The 15,880-nt window shown below is 60.5% G+C and carries 17 protein-coding genes and 1 tRNA gene; 7 read left to right on the plus strand and 11 right to left on the minus strand.

From position 1 onward, the window contains the following. Positions 1 to 203: 203 nt before the first annotated feature. The 3 genes from ACSYDV_RS16000 to ACSYDV_RS16010 are packed head-to-tail and all read right to left on the minus strand — an operon-like array spanning position 204 to position 2,244. Positions 204 to 1,034 (minus strand): DUF4198 domain-containing protein, encoded by an 831-nt coding sequence (locus ACSYDV_RS16000; protein WP_438324824.1) that lies wholly within the window; start codon positions 1,032 to 1,034, stop codon positions 204 to 206. Positions 1,035 to 1,055: 21 nt separating this feature from the next. Then, positions 1,056 to 1,586 (minus strand): DUF2271 domain-containing protein, encoded by a 531-nt coding sequence (locus tag ACSYDV_RS16005; protein WP_438324825.1) that lies wholly within the window; start codon positions 1,584 to 1,586, stop codon positions 1,056 to 1,058. Positions 1,587 to 1,596: 10 nt separating this feature from the next. Continuing rightward, positions 1,597 to 2,244 (minus strand): PepSY-associated TM helix domain-containing protein, encoded by a 648-nt coding sequence (locus ACSYDV_RS16010; RefSeq protein ID WP_438324826.1) that lies wholly within the window; start codon positions 2,242 to 2,244, stop codon positions 1,597 to 1,599. A gap of 187 nt (positions 2,245 to 2,431) precedes the next feature. On the opposite strand from ACSYDV_RS16010, the gene ACSYDV_RS16015 reads away from it, so the two are divergent. Continuing rightward, positions 2,432 to 3,601 carry a pyridoxal phosphate-dependent aminotransferase gene (locus ACSYDV_RS16015; protein ID WP_438324827.1) on the plus strand — a complete coding sequence of 390 codons (1,170 nt, stop codon included), beginning with the start codon at positions 2,432 to 2,434 and terminating at the stop codon, positions 3,599 to 3,601. Positions 3,602 to 3,638: 37 nt separating this feature from the next. On the opposite strand, the gene ACSYDV_RS16020 is transcribed toward ACSYDV_RS16015, so the two are convergent. Further along, on the minus strand, positions 3,639 to 4,898 hold the full coding sequence (locus tag ACSYDV_RS16020) for an MFS transporter (protein WP_438324828.1): 1,260 nt from the start codon (positions 4,896 to 4,898) through the stop codon (positions 3,639 to 3,641). After that, positions 4,895 to 6,271: a GH1 family beta-glucosidase gene (locus ACSYDV_RS16025; protein WP_438324829.1), complete on the minus strand. Its 1,377-nt coding sequence runs from the start codon at positions 6,269 to 6,271 to the stop codon at positions 4,895 to 4,897. Before ACSYDV_RS16025 ends, ACSYDV_RS16020 begins: the two co-directional genes overlap by 4 nt. A gap of 359 nt (positions 6,272 to 6,630) precedes the next feature. Here ACSYDV_RS16025 and ACSYDV_RS16030 point away from each other — a divergent pair, with 359 nt between their 5' ends. The 4 genes from ACSYDV_RS16030 (at position 6,631) to ACSYDV_RS16045 (ending at position 8,949) form a co-directional block, all read left to right on the plus strand. Then, the gene (locus ACSYDV_RS16030; RefSeq protein WP_438324830.1) at positions 6,631 to 7,149 is read left to right on the plus strand and encodes a hypothetical protein; all 519 of its coding nucleotides are present in this window, start codon (positions 6,631 to 6,633) and stop codon (positions 7,147 to 7,149) included. A 76-nt stretch (positions 7,150 to 7,225) separates the two neighbouring features. Then, complete coding sequence (locus ACSYDV_RS16035) at positions 7,226 to 7,633, plus strand: hypothetical protein (RefSeq protein WP_438324831.1); 408 nt, start codon at positions 7,226 to 7,228, stop codon at positions 7,631 to 7,633. Positions 7,634 to 7,684: 51 nt separating this feature from the next. Continuing rightward, entirely contained in the window at positions 7,685 to 8,374 is a 690-nt protein-coding gene (locus ACSYDV_RS16040) for a C39 family peptidase (protein ID WP_438324832.1), read from the plus strand. A gap of 8 nt (positions 8,375 to 8,382) precedes the next feature. Further along, positions 8,383 to 8,949, plus strand: a complete 567-nt coding sequence (locus ACSYDV_RS16045) for a hypothetical protein (RefSeq protein WP_438324833.1) — start codon at positions 8,383 to 8,385, stop codon at positions 8,947 to 8,949. Positions 8,950 to 8,961: 12 nt separating this feature from the next. Here ACSYDV_RS16045 and ACSYDV_RS16050 read toward each other — a convergent pair whose 3' ends face one another. Both ACSYDV_RS16050 and ACSYDV_RS16055 read right to left on the minus strand, forming a co-directional pair. Further along, positions 8,962 to 10,374 carry a hypothetical protein gene (locus tag ACSYDV_RS16050; RefSeq protein ID WP_438324834.1) on the minus strand — a complete coding sequence of 471 codons (1,413 nt, stop codon included), beginning with the start codon at positions 10,372 to 10,374 and terminating at the stop codon, positions 8,962 to 8,964. Continuing rightward, positions 10,371 to 11,054 (minus strand): helix-turn-helix domain-containing protein, encoded by a 684-nt coding sequence (locus ACSYDV_RS16055; protein WP_438324835.1) that lies wholly within the window; start codon positions 11,052 to 11,054, stop codon positions 10,371 to 10,373. The genes ACSYDV_RS16050 and ACSYDV_RS16055 overlap by 4 nt, the downstream gene beginning before the upstream one ends. A gap of 348 nt (positions 11,055 to 11,402) precedes the next feature. Here ACSYDV_RS16055 and ACSYDV_RS16060 point away from each other — a divergent pair, with 348 nt between their 5' ends. Next, positions 11,403 to 11,672, plus strand: a complete 270-nt coding sequence (locus ACSYDV_RS16060) for a LuxR C-terminal-related transcriptional regulator (protein WP_438324836.1) — start codon at positions 11,403 to 11,405, stop codon at positions 11,670 to 11,672. Between the two features lie 194 nt (positions 11,673 to 11,866). Here ACSYDV_RS16060 and ACSYDV_RS16065 read toward each other — a convergent pair. After that, positions 11,867 to 11,959 (minus strand) — tRNA-Ser (locus ACSYDV_RS16065). A gap of 238 nt (positions 11,960 to 12,197) precedes the next feature. Here ACSYDV_RS16065 and ACSYDV_RS16070 point away from each other — a divergent pair. Next, a complete protein-coding gene (locus ACSYDV_RS16070) occupies positions 12,198 to 12,971 on the plus strand; it encodes a DUF1134 domain-containing protein (protein ID WP_438324837.1) in 774 nt (257 codons plus the stop codon). A gap of 194 nt (positions 12,972 to 13,165) precedes the next feature. Here ACSYDV_RS16070 and ACSYDV_RS16075 read toward each other — a convergent pair whose 3' ends face one another. The 3 genes from ACSYDV_RS16075 to ACSYDV_RS16085 are packed head-to-tail and all read right to left on the minus strand — an operon-like array spanning position 13,166 to position 15,874. Continuing rightward, on the minus strand, positions 13,166 to 13,720 hold the full coding sequence (locus ACSYDV_RS16075; protein WP_438324838.1) for an adenine phosphoribosyltransferase: 555 nt from the start codon (positions 13,718 to 13,720) through the stop codon (positions 13,166 to 13,168). Positions 13,721 to 13,746: 26 nt separating this feature from the next. After that, positions 13,747 to 14,556, minus strand: coding sequence for a cytochrome c1 (locus tag ACSYDV_RS16080; RefSeq protein ID WP_438324839.1), 810 nt, complete (start codon positions 14,554 to 14,556; stop codon positions 13,747 to 13,749). Positions 14,557 to 14,587: 31 nt separating this feature from the next. After that, entirely contained in the window at positions 14,588 to 15,874 is a 1,287-nt protein-coding gene (locus ACSYDV_RS16085) for a cytochrome b (RefSeq protein WP_438324840.1), read from the minus strand. Positions 15,875 to 15,880 lie beyond the last annotated feature (6 nt).

The following is a 15,880-nucleotide window of genomic DNA, read 5'->3' on the forward strand; positions in this document are numbered from 1 at the left end:
GGGGGGGGGGGGGGGGGGGGGGGGGGGGGGGGGGCCGCCCCCCCCCCCCCCCCCGGGGGGGGGGGGGGGGGGGGGCCCCCCCCCCCCCCCCCGCGACCAGCTTGTACCCATCGTCTCGCCGGCGAAACTTTCGATCGCCGCCCCGGCGTCGCGCCCGGCAAAGGCTGCGGGCGTCAACGCGCGGGGAATCAATATGCGGTCCGTCAGGGCGCGAGCACCTCTAACGTCGTGACATAGCTTGCGCGGCGCTGCAGCGGCGGCTCGCCTGCGCCTTCGGCGCGCTCGGCCTGCGGTGTCGTGACATTGAGCCAGTACATGCCCGGTTCGGCCCAGTTCACATCGACCTTGCCCTGAGCATCGGTCTTGAGGTTCATCTCTCCCAGATCGTTGCGATAGCGGATTCCGCCCGGGATCACGGTCACCGTCAGACCTGCGGCCGGCTTGCCGTCGAGCAGGAACTGAAAGCTGGCGGCTTCGCCGGCGATCAGGTCGTTGGGGTGAGTCACCGGCGCAAGTTCGATGCCTTTTCCGGTCGGCTTGAACAGCGTCGTCGTCGGTTCGCCAACGGTCACGAAAATCTCGTTGCGATTGCTCGATTCGGCCGTCTTCACGTTGGTTGCGCCCGCAGGAAGGCGTTCGGCCAGATTGGCGGTCGTGGTCCCACGCGGCAGTCGCTCGGTCTTGCCACCCAGATCATAGCTGCCCATCAGGCCGTCGGAAACCGATGCAATCCGCCACGTTCCCTTTTGCGTAAGATGAACGTCGAAGGTGCTGCGATAGCGACCCGTTGCCTTATTCTCGATCGCCGCTTCGGTCCCGTCGGGCGCCCATGCCTTGACCGCGTCGAGGCGCAGCGGCTGATGCTCGAAATAGAATAGGTCGTTCGATACGGCGGCGTCGACGGTCACCCAGACATCGTCACCCGACAAAACGGTCGACGACGGCAGCATCCACTGCCGGTGTGCGCTCGCGGGAACGATGGCGACCGCAGCCAGCGCGACGGTCGCGGCGAAACCCAAAATCTTCCTTTTCATCATCCTGTCCTTTTCCCTGCCTTAGCGGAAGGAGACCGAAACGGTCCCCAGCTCGCTCGTCCCGACGGCGCGTCCCCCCGCTCCGGCCTTGCCAGGCCAGGTGAAAGGAATACGCAAAACTTCGCGGCCGCCGACTTCGCGCGATGCTTCGATCAGCAGCGTATATTGCCCCGGCGCCAGCGCGCCGAGCTGGGCGCGGGTGAATGACACTTTATGCGTTCCGGGCGCACGGGTCGCACCGGTGATACCGTTGGCGGGAAAGGTCAGCGACCGCCCCGACGCACGCCACCATTGGCGAACGTCGCGGAGCCATTTCGTGCCTTCGTTCGCCTTCATGTCATGGTCGTACCAGATGGCGACCGTCTTGGCCGTCGCACCGGGCTTTTCGACCCAGAAGGCGACATAGGGCTTGTGATATTCGGCGACCTTCAGCCGCGGAATGCTGATCGTGACATCCATGACGCCGGGAGCGGCGGCGATAGCGGGCGTGGCCAGAGCCGTGGCGAGGCCGGCAGACCCGCCGATCAGGAGGACACCGTAGGAAAGCTGCATCGAAATTCTCCTAGTGAATGAAAATGACGGCGATGACCGCCGGAATGACGATCCCCGCGCCGACGAGCGGCCAGGTGCTTTTCCGCTTGGCCGAATGGAGTTGCAGCAGGAACAGACCGGTAATCGCAAAGACCAGGCAGGCTCCGGCAAAAATATCGATGAACAGGCTCCACTCCCCGCCCGAATTGCGACCCTTGTGAAGATCGTTGAGGTAGGAAATCCATCCGCGGCTGGTGATTTCGGCGTTCGCCTCTCCCGTCGCGAGATCGATCGCGACCCAGGCGTCACCACCGGGCCGCGGCGCGGCCAGATAGACTTCTTCGGCCGACCATTCCGCCTCTGCTCCCGCACGTACCGGGAAATTCACCTCGACCCACTTCACAACCGGCGCGGGCAAAGGCGCCTTCGCGTCAGCGGGGGCTGCGGCTGCAAGTTGTTTCAAGAGCGGCGGCGGTAGCTGCGCCGCTTTTTGGGTGACGACCGGCGTGCCTTCGATGTCGGCGGCATGGTTCAGGGTGAAGCCAGTGATCGCGAACAGCAAAAGGCCGATCAGGCTGATCGCCGAACTCATCCAGTGCCAAGTATGGAGCTGCTTCAACCAGAAGCTTTTGCTGCTCTTCTTCTTGGTCGCGGGTCGCGGGGAGGTCATCTGGTGCATGCGGACAATCTGCGCTGGAAGGATCAGCGGGCACTATCGAGAACGATTCGCAGTTACAACAACTATCGACGCTTTTTCTCGCCTTTAATCGAGATCGCAAAATGCGAAATTTCCGGCACAGACTTGACTAAACGATGGGAGACGGCACGAGCGACACATCCCCTCCCCCCAATCTGGACATTATTGTATGACGCACGACCGCCTCTCCGACGATATTGATCCGTTTCGCGCCATCGAGATCAGCCAGCTTGCCCAGAAGATGCGCCGCGACGGAGCATCCATCATCCATATGGAGTTCGGGCAGCCGTCCGAAGGCGCACCGCAAGGGGCTGTCGCGGCGACAATCGATACGCTCGGCAACGACGACAGCATGATGGGATATTGGGAAAGCGCGCCGCTGCGCGAACGAATCGCGCGCCAGTATCGTGAACAATATGGTGTCGACGTTGCGCCCGAACAAATCATCCTGACCTGCGGCGCTTCGCCCGCGCTCGTTTTGGCGTTGCTAACCGTCTTCCGCCCCGGCAGCCACGTGATGACCGCACGGCCGGGTTATGTCGCCTACCGCAACGCGCTCCGCGCCCTGTCGATGACACCCGTCGAGGTCGCGTGCGGCGCCGGGGATCGTTTCCAGATCAACGCCCGCCACATCCGCGACGCGGCGGACGCTCCCCACGGGCTGATCGTGGCGAGCCCGGCCAACCCGACGGGTACGATCATCCCGCCGGACGAACTGGCTGACATCGTCGCGGCGTGCAAAGAGCGCGGCGTCCAGATCATTTCCGACGAAATCTATCATCGGCTGAGCTATGGGACCGAAACGCATTCGGTGCTGAATTACGACCCCGACGCGTTCGTCATCAACAGCTTCTCGAAATATTATGGAATGCCCGGCTGGCGCCTCGGCTGGCTCGTCTGCCCGAAATCCCATATCAGCGCGGCGCGCGCGCGCGTTGGCAACCTCTTCCTCTCTCCCCCGGCGCTCAGCCAGCATGCCGCCCTGGCAGCGTTCGACTGCGAACCCGAACTCGACGCGCGGGTCGAAGTCTATCGCCGCAACCGGGTGCTGCTGATCGAGGCGTTGGCGAAACTGGGCATCACCGACGTCGCGCCGTCGGACGGCGCATTTTATATCTATGCCTCGATCGCCCATCTGACCGACGACAGCATTACATTCTGCAAGAAACTGCTCGCCGATACCGGCCTCGCGACTGCCCCGGGCGTGGATTTCGATCCGGAGAATGGCAACCGCTTCATCCGCTTCAGCTATGCGCTGACGACCGAACTCGTCGAGGATGCGTGCCAGCGCTTCACAGGATGGATGGCACAGGAGTTTCCCGCCACACCCAGCGCCTGACCGCGCAAGGCGGTTCGACTTGAAGCAAACCGCCTCGTCAGGCCACAGTCCTTATCTGCCGGATCAAGATGGCCCCGCTCAACGCCGCCGCCGCCGCCAGCATGTACAGGACGGAATAGCCTGCAAGGCTGACGACCAATCCCGCGATCGCTGGCGCAAGAACCTGCGGCAGGGAGTTGGCAACATTGATCACGCCCAGATCACGGGCCCGGTCAGCCTCACTGGGCAAGACCTGGGTGATCAAGGCAAATTCGACCGACGTGTAGATACCATAGCCAGCCCCGATCACGGCCGCCGCGATCAGGGCGCCGCTCCAGTCCGGAGCCGTCGCTAGCAAGGCCATCCCGCACGCCAGAATCACCCCAGCAATCACGACGAAGATCTTGCGCCGCCCCAACCTGTCCGACAAAATTCCTGCAGGAACCATGAAAAGCACCATCGACCCGACGTTCACCGCAGTCATCTTGACAACGTCGGAAGCTGGATCGGGACGGTGCACGATGTCGTCGAGATAAAAGAGAAGATAGAGCGTGCCCACCGCATAGGCGAGGTTGAACGAAAAACGCGCCATCCACGCCCATCCCAGATCGGGATATTTGCGCGGATCGATCCAGAAACCGGTCAGAAAGTTACGCCAGGAAAAACCCGATCTGAGACGAGGGTCGAGCACGACATCGCGGCGGAGCAACAGATAGGGTGCAGCGGACACCATCAAAACCGCTGCACAGGCAAGATAGCCAAGCGCTACATCCGGCAACGCTGCCTCCGCAACCGCAACGCCGCCAACCACCCCGCCGATTTGCGCAACGCCCAGCCAACCTCCCACCGCTCCGCGCTGGGCGACCGGAACCTGATCGGGCACCGCGGCAACCAGCGCGGCGAACATCGCATTGAGCGCGGTCTGGGCGAGGCACCACCCCACGACCATGCCCGCGAAACTATCAGCCGTGGCCAGAAAAGCGAGGCTCAGCACACCGCCGACCACCCCGAATAGCACCCATGGCAAGCGCCGCCCAAACCGCGAAACCGTGCGATCGGAAAGCCCCCCGAAGAGCGGATTGGCGATCAGCGAACAAATAGCCCCGGCGGCCGAAACTATTCCCAGCACCGCGACCTTATTGTCCGGCGCAACCGCCTGAGCCTGCAGGCCGAGCAAAAGCTGAATCGGACCGAACAGCGCAACCCACAGGCCGAAATTGGCTCCTGATAGCGCGCCAATCCACGGCCATTTTACCGGCCCCTCGCGCTCCGGGCGGTCCGGGCGGTCCGGGCGGTCCGCAGAAACCGCTGCAGTCATGCACTCACGGCAGAATGCGCCAGGATCAGGTCGCGATACCAGAAATAGGAATCCTTGGGTGTCCGCGCCATGGTTTCGAAATCGACATGGACCAGCCCGAAGCGCTGCTCGTATCCTGCGGCCCACTCAAAATTGTCGAGCAACGACCAGACGAAATAGCCGCGCACATCGGCGCCATCATCCATTGCCTTCGCCAACGCGTGCAAATGGCCGTCGAGATATGCGATCCGGCGCTGGTCGTCGACACGGCCGTCGGCATCCGGCCCATCGCTATAGGAGCATCCATTTTCGGTGATGACGATCGGCGGCAAAGCATCGCCATAACGACCGCGCAATTGGCCGATGATCTCGGTCAATCCCTGGGGTATGACCGGCCAGTCAAAATCGGTGCGCGGATACCCCTCGATTTCAGGAAGGTCGAACGGGAGGTCGGATGGCATTTCCACTCCATCGACATGCCGAAGTTCGCCCGTCGGCGCCCCTACGCGCACCGGGTTGTAGTAATTGAGGCCATACCAGTCGAGCGGGGTGGAGATGATCTTGAGATCTTCAGCGACCGGCCCCGGCATCATCGCGTCGAAACCGTCAGGATAGCGTCCCAGCAGCAGCGGGTCCGAGAACAACCAGTTGAAGATATTCTCGTAAAGCCCGGCAGCTGCCCTGTCCTCGCTCGAATCGCTCGCCGGCCAGACCGGCGCCTGATTATTGGCAATGCCGATCTCGCGCGCGCCAGCGGCGCGAAGAGCCTGCACCCCCAATCCGTGAGCCAGCAACAAATGATGCGCGACGGGCATCGCGCCGAGTCCCAACGACCGTCCGGGAGCGTGCGCGCCTACGCCATAAGCGAAGCTCGTCACAACCGTCGGCTCGTTGATTGTAAGCCACATGCCGACGCGATCGGCCAGCCTTTCCCCCATGATCGCCGCATAATCGGCGAAGCGATACGCCGTATCGCGATTGAGCCAACCGCCCTCCTCTTCGAGGGCCTGCGGTGTGTCCCAATGGAACAATGTCGGAACCGGAACGATGCCCGCGGCGCATAGTTCATCCACCAGCCGGTCGTAAAATGCGAGCCCTCCCGAATTGGCATCGCCATGCCCGACCGGCTGTATCCGCGGCCATGCGATCGAAAAGCGATAATGAGAGACGCCGAGTGCCTTCATCAAAGCCACATCTTCGGGGTAACGATGATAATGGTCAGTCGCCCTCGCACCGCTCGACCTGTCCACAATTCGGCCTGGTTGATCGCAGAATATGTCCCAGGTCGATGATCCTCGCCCTCCCTCGGCCACCGCGCCTTCGATCTGGTACGCCGAGGTTGATACGCCCCATTGAAAATTTGGCGGGAAATCGGGTTTTGCTGGCTTGGTCATTATATTTTCCCGGTAGGAATAACTGGCAATCGGGTCGAGCATCCGGACCGACGAAGATCGTCTGCAACGGCATCGGCAATATCATAGCGATAACTATATTATGTCAACAAGTCATTGAACGAGAGATACTGTAAAAATAAGCCAGCCTTCACACTCCGCTCCAACAGGCGGTGCGCCGCCCCACTGATTCCGTCTGGTTACTTCTCCCTGACCGGCATTGCCAATTCGCAAAGCGCGATGGCGTGCGCCCGATCATCATGGCCTTGTTCGCATCGGTGCGGACAAATTGGGGAGGATCCGCAACAGGCATGTCTTTCGGCATGGCGCGCTACCCCCTTTGCGAAAGAAGGAAGAAGACCATGATCAGGAAAGTCATGCTTGCGGTGTCGACGCTGACCCTCGCAGTCGCCGGGGTGCCGGCAATGGCCCAGCAAAATCAGGACAATGACAACACCACCACCGGCGCGTCCGGGAATAACAGCGACACGACGGTCGTAAACGACCTTATCGATCTGTTCGTTCAGGACAATGCCGCCGACACCTTTTCGGATGACGATCAGGACAATGATGGCAATGGCTCGTTCAACGGCAACAGTCTGGTCGTTGCAACCCAGAGTCTGAACGCGATCAACACCAATCAAAACCTTGACGAAGTTGTCGATATGGATGGTGAAGACGGTTCCGAAACCCCGGTCGGCTATAACAGCGGCAACAACTCGATCCGCGGCAATGCCTTTGCCGCCTATGCGGGCATCATGAACGCCGCCTGGAATACGGGCATCAATGCCAATACCCAGGCCGCGACCAACATTGCTGCGCAAGGCACTGTCAGCTTCGGCGACACCGGCGGCGCCGGCGGCGGCGGCGGCGGCGACTGAGTCCCCCGAGATGACCGGCTTGCCTGTACGGGCGGCCGGTCATCCTGTTTGCGAGCCTTTCAGGAGCGCCCTGGTCATGAACAATCCGATATTATCCGCAGCGCTGGCGACGGCAATTCTCACCGTACCGGCGGTTGGGCAAGCGACCGCACCCGACAAACCCTCGGACACAGCGACGGTCGATGGCCAAACTATGCCCGAACCTTCGGCGACGAACATGCGTCCAAATGAGCGCAGATCCCCCATGCTGACCAATGAAGAACTGCAAACGCTGCGCGGCGGTGAAACACTGGTGATCACCAACCAGACGCTGAACGCGATCACGAGCGGCAATGTACTGAACGGCGACTATTCCGCCGGCGCAGTGACGCTCAGCGACAACGCGCTGTCCAACTTCAACGGCGTCGGAAATCTGCTGATCAACACGGGCGCGCAGGTCAGTGTGCAAAGCGGCATGAATCTGACCATCAACCTCGCCAACTGACCGGCGATGCGGCCGCTTCTCGCCTTGATCGCCGGTGCCCTGTGCACCCAAATGGCGCCGCCCGCAGCCGCCGAAGTCCGGTTGGGCAATAATGAGGCTGGCGGGAGCTACGCCGTGCAGGTGATGACCTGGTGGGATATTCCTTTCCGCTCCGTGGTCCGCCAACGCTATGATTTCAGCTGCGGGTCCGCCGCAATCGCCACCCTCCTCACCTTTCACTATGGCCAGCCGACATCCGAAACCGCACCCTTTCGTGCGATGTGGGAAGTCGGCGACCGCGAGGCTATCCGCAAAGTCGGATTCTCGATGCTCGACATGAAAAACTACCTGAAGTCGCGCGGCTATCGCGCCGAAGGATTTCGCATAGGCATCGACCAGCTGAGCGAGGTGAAGCGTCCCACGATCGCCCTGTTGAACCTCAAGGGGTTCAAGCATTTTGTGGTCATCAAGGGCGTGCGGGGCGATCGCGTGCTCACCGGCGATTCCGTCCTTGGCCTCAATGAATATTCGCTCAGCGACTTCGACAAGCATTGGAACGGCATTCTTTTGGCGATCGTCGACGGCGGCGACCGTCGCCCTGCGTTCAACCTCGCCGGCGACTGGGGCCCCTGGTCGAAGGCGCCTCTCGAGGAAGATGGCGCCCTCCATGTCTCGGCCGGCGATTTGACCACCAATCTCCCGCCCAAATATCAGCTGACACCGCAAATCCTGCTCGATGTTCGTGTCGGCACGGTGAAATGAGGATGATCATGCGCGGAAATCTATATGCCCTTTCCCTCGCTCCGCTGTTGCTGGCGGCCAGCGAACCCGCAGCTGAGGACCCGCTCACCCAAGCAGCGGCGGTATCCGACGAGGTTCTCGCGACGCAACGCGGCGGCTTTTCATGGAACGACATGCAAATCTCTTTCGGTGCCGACATTCGAAGCTTTGTGAACGATCAGCTCGCGCTGCGCACCGTCGTCAGTTGGACGGCGAACGGCGCGACCGTCGATCGTTTTGTATCGCCCTCGCTTACCGCAGCCGACGCATCGCATATCCAGGCTGGAATCCTGACCAGCGGCGGAATCCAGATGCGGGTCGGCGATGAATCGGTGTTTCTCGCCAATGGCGGCCAAACCGCGCTCATTCATTCGACCGACACGGTCCAGAACGTCCTGATCAATACGGCCAGCGGCGTGAACTTGACCCAGCAGGTCGATGCTACGCTCGATATCTCCGGATATGAAGGCTTTCGCGATGCGCTCGCCATGACCCGGATCAGCGACGCGCTGGGCAGTGCCGTGGGCGCCGGCACGCTCGGTGCCCTTAGCAACTGACTTCACCGATCCTCAACTAAACGGCATCCGGACCGTGATGCTGACATCAGGTGCGTCTTCCGTCACCCCGAACTCAAATCCGAAATTCAGTACGTCGCGGAGTGACAGGCGATAGGACATGCCAAGATTCAGCGAACCGACATGGATATATTTGGACCTTTGATGGGTATCGCCAATCTCAGTTTTTGTCGGAAAAATATAGTTGTGGCGATAGCCCAGCGAGAAGGAAAAGCGCGGATTGAGCGCGAAGCCAAAGCCCAGATTGGCGGAGATCGCATCGCCCGGATCGACGCGCCCAACCAGCACGTCGCCGACCATTTTGTTCACGTCGCGGGGAATATGATACAGATAGGATACGCCGCCATACAGCACTGCGGGATCCGACGGCATCAGAAAGTTAAGGCCTGGCTGAACCGCCCAGAATCCCGAGCCTGTGGCAAGCCCGGTGGCAACGCCGAATTCATCATAGCCGATATCGAACGGCCCTTTGCCTGTGTCAGACTTGACCCGTAGCGACCCGATGAAAATCGGCTTTTGCCCCACCGGTCGGTTGAACTGGTACCTCACGGCGAATTCGGCATCGCCGATCCCATGTTCTCGAAGCGCGATTTGCCGGACAATCCCTTCGTCGCGCTGTTGGGCGACCTCGATCCGGTCATTGCGGAAGAGATAGGGTGCGCGGAGTTCGACTTCCAATCGATCAGTCAGGCCATATCGAAGCGCCGCAGTTCCAACGACAGTGTCGCGATCGGCATCGGTCGCTTCGATCAAGCCGATCTGTATCCCCGGGATCAGTTCGATTCCGCGGAACACCAAACGATTGGCCGAAGACCGCGTATATTCAAACGAGGGTTCGAAAGCGAGCTTTCCGGCGGGGGTGAGAACGCCCTGCCCTTCGGGCACAGCCGCCACGCGTTGCTCGGTACCGGGCTCGAGCGGCGGAGCTTCTCCAACCGGGCTGTCTGGCAAGGATACCGTCGTAGAGCCCGGCCCCGGCAGCACCGGATCGATGCCCTGCGCCAGTCCGGCACCGCGCATCGAATCAAGTGGCCGATCCGCCAGTGCGAACAAGGTCAGCTTGTCGATCTGCACTTGCTGCTGAGCAAGATGCTGCTGCATCGTCTCGATCTGATCGCGCTGTTCCGCGATCATCGCGCTTTGCTTGTCGATCAATTGTCGTTGCGCGTCGATAATCTGTCGTTGCTCGCCGGTTTCGGAGGACGCCGCCTCGGCCCCGCCCACGAGCGCGCCGGGTACCGCGCTGCCCCAAGAGGCGGTTACGTCAAGGAAGGCCAGATTCGCGCACCAGCATGCCAGCGGCTGCGTTGTGCTGGCCTCGGCACGGCCTGTCACCACCAATGCCGACAAGCCGACGATGGCCGTGCAGCTTTGCAACAACAACGGTATTGCCCGCACCCTTTTCATAGTCTTTCTCCCCGGGAATGGACGACGGCGTTTGGCGGTCCCGCTGGATGCAAACGGCCGATAGCCGCATCGACCTCTTCGCCCGCGGTAGCCCGCAGACCTTCGACATCGATAATCCGGCACATTTGCGGCCCATCCAGTTCAATCAAACCTCGCCGAACAAAGCCGGAAATCGTGCGGCTGACGGTATGGATGGTGAGCCCGAGGTGATCGGCGATGTCGCTTCGCGTCATGGGCAAAGGAACGCTTCCCGGGGCTTCCAGTTTCTCCGCTGCGATCAGCAGAAAGGCTGCAACGCGCTCGTTTGCATTTCGGCGTCCGAGCAGGAAAATGCACTGATTGGCGCTCTCCAGTGCCCGTTCAAGAGCGTGATTCTGCCATGAGGATTCCAGTTCGCCCGCGATGACGGAGCGACGACTCAAAATGGCATTGGTGACGGCCTCGGCCGCAGCATCGCGTCGCCCGCATTCGACGCCGAATGCATCGCCCTTGTAGTAAAATCCGGTCAGTTGGCGATGCCCGCCGACATGGAAGCGGCAGGTTCGGACAATGCCCGACACCACCTCGAACCAGCAGTCGCTGCGATCGCCCTGAAAGAAGATGATTTCGCCCTTGCGGAACCGAAGCTCGGTTTCTTGACCGTGCGCCCCGGGACGCAAACCGGCCCGTAACTCTTGCACGCCACTTCTCCCCAATCAAAAATTGGACTTCTGCGGCGACCCCTTATGGCGCGATTGTGTTGATTGGACCGATTTTAGTCCATCCGGCCAAATGCGTAGAAATTGACATGCACGATCAGCGTAGGGAAATTACTGGGTATTTTTCCGGGTATGGATAAGTCGAATTTTTCCCTATTTCGATGCACGATATGTTAAGGCTTCCTGATTGCGAGGATGCTGGTTTGTTGTGGCGCGCAACCTTGGCGCTGTAACCATCGAGCAATGTCGCAAGATAACAAACGCTTGAGCATTCCAAACCGATAATTGCCACGGGTCGCTGTTCATCTGCGCTGAAAGCGCAAGGGGAGAATGGCTGTGCAACGGGACCAACTGCTTTCGGAACCGCATCTTACCGCTCGTGAGCATGAGATTTTAGAACTCGTAGCAATCGGACGATCGGCGAAAGAAATTGCCATCGGGATAAGCATCGCGCCCCGGACCGTCGAAAGACATATCGAAAACGTCCGGCTAAAGCTCAACGCGCGCAATCGGGCCCACCTCGTTACACAGGCGATATGCCTCGGCATTTTGACCATCGATGGCCCCGCGCCGGACAACGGCATGCCGCTCTTTATGTGATCAATGCGCCATGCGCCGTGAATCCGCTCTGCTGTTATCCGGCAACATGACGATTTTCGAAATACCGCGTGGCCGGGACCCGATGCGCTTATGCCCATCGGGCGAAAGCTTTCGCCGGGTTCGAGAAGCGTCAAGGGAGCAGGCGTCAACGCCGACCGCAATCCTTCTGACAGAAGGGTCTCTCAAAAAGAAAGTGGCGGAGGCGGAGGGATTCGAACCCTCGGTACCGGATTTACCAGTACGACGGTTTAGCAAACCGTTGGTTTCAGCCACTCACCCACGCCTCCGCATGGCCTGCTGCGCTAGCAACAGTCTGGCCTAGGCGGGCGCTATAGCCAGCACTTGATCACCCCGCAACGTCTAACATTGCGATTTTTTTGCTCGCGGCAAAGCTTCTATGGTGAATTTGATTCGCTCCGGCGCAAATTCGACTCAAGTCATCGCCGGTTCATTGCTCCCGCAGCAAAGTGAGTCATGATTGAAACAGATTTCGGCGCCCCGCGCCGCTCGGTTATTGGGGGTTATATGCGAAAAATGATCAGCAGTTTTGCGATCACGGCTTTTACGGCAATCGGCCTTGCCTTGGCACCGATGCCTGCCGCCGCGCAAATGCAGGAAGTCGACCCCAATGCGGCGATCGACGCAGATCTCGACAGACCCTCCCCGCCGCCAGCAAGCAGCGATTCGATGGGCGGCGACATCAACAGCGACCTTGCCACCGGTGACGAACAATATGGCGAGGTGGTGGGCAGCAACGACTCGGCCACGGCTTCGGGAGTAGCACCTGCCACCGTCGCCAACGCTGCGCCTGCGGGCACGACGTACAAGCAGGACGATCTGATCGGCGCCGCCGAAGGCGTGTTCGGCAAGGGCGCGCAGGGTCTTGCCGGTTTGATCGAAGATATTTTGAAAAAACAGGGTGAGCCCAATGCCTATATCGTCGGGCGCGAGGCCGGCGGTGCGCTGGTCGTTGGCGTCCGCTATGGCTCGGGCACGCTCCATCACAAGGTAGAGGGCGAGCTGCCCGCCTATTGGACAGGACCGTCGATCGGCTTCGACGCCGGCGCCAATGCCGGCAACACATTCGTCCTCGTCTATAATTTGTTCGACAGCGAGGACCTGTACAAGCGCTACCCGGCAGGCGAAGGCGCGGCCTATCTGCTTGGCGGTTTCAACGCGAGCTACCTGCGTCGCGGCGATGTCGTGCTGATCCCGATCCGCGTCGGCGTCGGCGCACGGCTGGGTGCCAATGTCGGCTATATGAAGTTCCGCAAAAAGCAGAACTGGGTGCCCTTCTGAGAACGACCCGATTGCCACGGGGGCGATAAGCCCGCGCTTCGGCGCGGGCTTTTTCTTTGCCTGCCTGACAAAGCGGGCACAACCGTTACAGACCGAAAGCCGATCTCGGTTTAAGCATCATTACGGGACTTGATCGGAAATCCTTGGAAACTCTCGTCGCGAGAACAGTCGCGCGCGTTTCCCAACGATGCCAGCTAATCCCCGTCAAAGGCGATCAGCGTCTCGCAAACAAGACCTGCGGCCTGCAGTCGCTGCGATCCGCCAAGGTCGGGCAAGTCGATCACGAACAGCGCCGCCGCGACTTCCGCGCCCACGCTCCGCATCAACGCCGCCGTCGCAAGGATCGTACCGCCTGTTGCGAGCAAATCGTCGACAAGGACAACCCGATGTCCCGGCAGGACCGCACCTTCGTGCAGTTCGAGCCGGTCGACGCCATATTCGAGTTCATAATCGACGCCGATCGTGACGCCCGGCAGCTTGCCGGCCTTGCGCACGGGGACAAGGCCCAGCCCCATCGCGGTCGCCATCGCGGCACCGAACAGGAAACCCCGCGCCTCGACCGCGACGATGACATCGGGGCGATGAACCGCGGCCAACGCACTTAATCGGCGCACGCTTTCTGCAAAGCCGACCGCGTCGCCGATCAATGTGGTGATATCGCGAAACTGGATGCCCGGCTTGGGAAAGTCCGGGATCGTGCGGACCAGCGACGCGAGGTCGAGATCCGGCTGGGGCGGAAGGACGATCATCGAAATAACCGCCCTTCCCTATGCCCTCAATGCTTCTTGTCGGCCCAGATGTTCCGGTACGACAGATAGGTCAGCACCGTGAAGATCAGCAGGAAGAAGAAGGTCGCCCAACCCACCTGCACACGCGTCACCAGCTTGGGTTCGGCGGTCCAGACGAGGAATGCAGTCACGTCCTTCGCCATCTGATCGACCGTAGCCTTCGTGCCGTCGGCATAGGTCACCTGACCGTCGGACAGCGGCTTCGCCATCGCAAGGTTCAGGTTCGCAAAATAGGGGTTGTAGTGCAGCCCCGTGCTCGGCGCGAGTTCCTTCGGCAGGTTGGTCGGCGGATTCTGGTAACCGGTCAGCAGAGAATAGACATAATTCTTGCCGCCTTCGCGTGCCTTGGTGATCAGCGAAAGATCCGGCGGCAGAGCATTGTTGTTCGCGGCGCGAGCAGCCGTTTCGTTGGCATAAGGCGCCGGGAAATGATCCGACGACAGGCCGTCGCGCGTCGCCGGTTCACCCGTGTCTGGGTTGATCGACGGCACCTGGAAGCCCTTGGCAAAGGTCTTCACCTGGCCTTCGGTATAGCCCAGATCCTGAATGTTGCGGAAGGCAACAAAGTTCAGGCTGTGGCATGCCGAGCATACTTCCTTGTACACCTGCATCCCGCGCTGGAGTTGCTGCTTGTCCCAGTGGGGCACCAGACCGTCACTCGCGAGAGCGAGCTTCTTCGGATGCTTGTGGAAGTCATGCGTGGCGTTGTGTTCATTGGACAGCGGCGTCGTGAAGATCGCGAGCACCAGTGCCGTGATAAACCCCAGGCCGACGAGGAATCCGAGCGGACGAACCATGGCTGTATCAGCTCCTATTAAAGTCCGGCGCTCAGGCCGTTGCCGAAGCCGACGTGGTGTCGGTGGCGTGTTTGGCGAGGACCGCTTCGGTGATCGAGTTCGGCATCGGCAGCGGACGTTCGATCCGCGATACGATGGGAAGGATCACCAGGAAGTGAGCGAAGTAATAGATGGCACCAAGCTGGCTCAGGATCACCCACGGCTGTTCTGCCGGCTGCATGCCGCACCAACCGAGGAGGAGCACGTCGAAGACGAGGATCCAGAAGAAGATGCGATACATCGGGCGATAGGTCGACGACTTGATCGGCGAGCTGTCCAGCCAGGGCAGGAAGAACAGCAGTGCGATCGAAGCGAACATCGCGATGACGCCCCACAGCTTCGCGTCGATCCACAGGAAGTTGAAGGTGAAGGCCTTCAAAATCGCGTAGAACGGCAGGAAGTACCATTCGGGAACGATATGCGCCGGCGTCGAAAGCGAGTTTGCCGGGATATAGTTATCGGCATGACCCAGCATGTTCGGGCTGAAGAAGGTCAGCGCGACGAAGATCAGCAGGAAGACGCCCAGCCCGAAGCCGTCCTTCGCGGTGTAATAGGGGTGGAACGGAACCGTATCCTGTTCATCCTTCACCTCGATGCCCGTCGGGTTCGACGAACCGGGGATATGCAGAGCCCAGATGTGCAGGATGACGACACCCAGGATCACGAACGGCAGCAGATAGTGCAGCGAGAAGAAACGGTTGAGCGTGGCATTGTCGGGGACGAAACCGCCGAGCAGCCACTCGCGCACCGGCTCACCAACAATGGGTATCGCCGAGAAGAAGCCCGTGATCACCTGCGCGCCCCAGAAGCTCATCTGGCCCCACGGAAGCACATAGCCCATGAATGCGGTCGCCATCATCAAAAGGAAGATGACCACACCGAGCAGCCAGACCATTTCGCGCGGCGCCTTGTACGAACCGTAATAAAGACCGCGGAAGATGTGCAGATAGACGACGATGAAGAACATGCTCGCGCCGTTCATATGCGCGTAGCGGATGAACCAGCCAGCATTCACGTCGCGCATGATATGCTCGACCGAATTGAAGGCGACACCGGCATTCGCAGCATAATGCATCGCCAGAACGATACCGGTGATGATCTGGATCATCAGCGCGGCGCCGGCGAGGACGCCGAAGTTCCAGAAATAATTGAGGTTGCGCGGCACCGGATAGCCGGGGCCGGTGGCGTTATAGACGAGGCGCGGAATCGGCAGCTTCTCGTCCATCCACTTCATCAGCGGATGCGTCGGTTCATAGGGTTTGGCCCAGGGAAAGCTCATCTTATC

The organism is Sphingopyxis selenitireducens (assembly GCF_051550705.1).
In the GTDB taxonomy this organism is placed as follows: Bacteria; Pseudomonadota; Alphaproteobacteria; order Sphingomonadales; family Sphingomonadaceae; genus Sphingopyxis.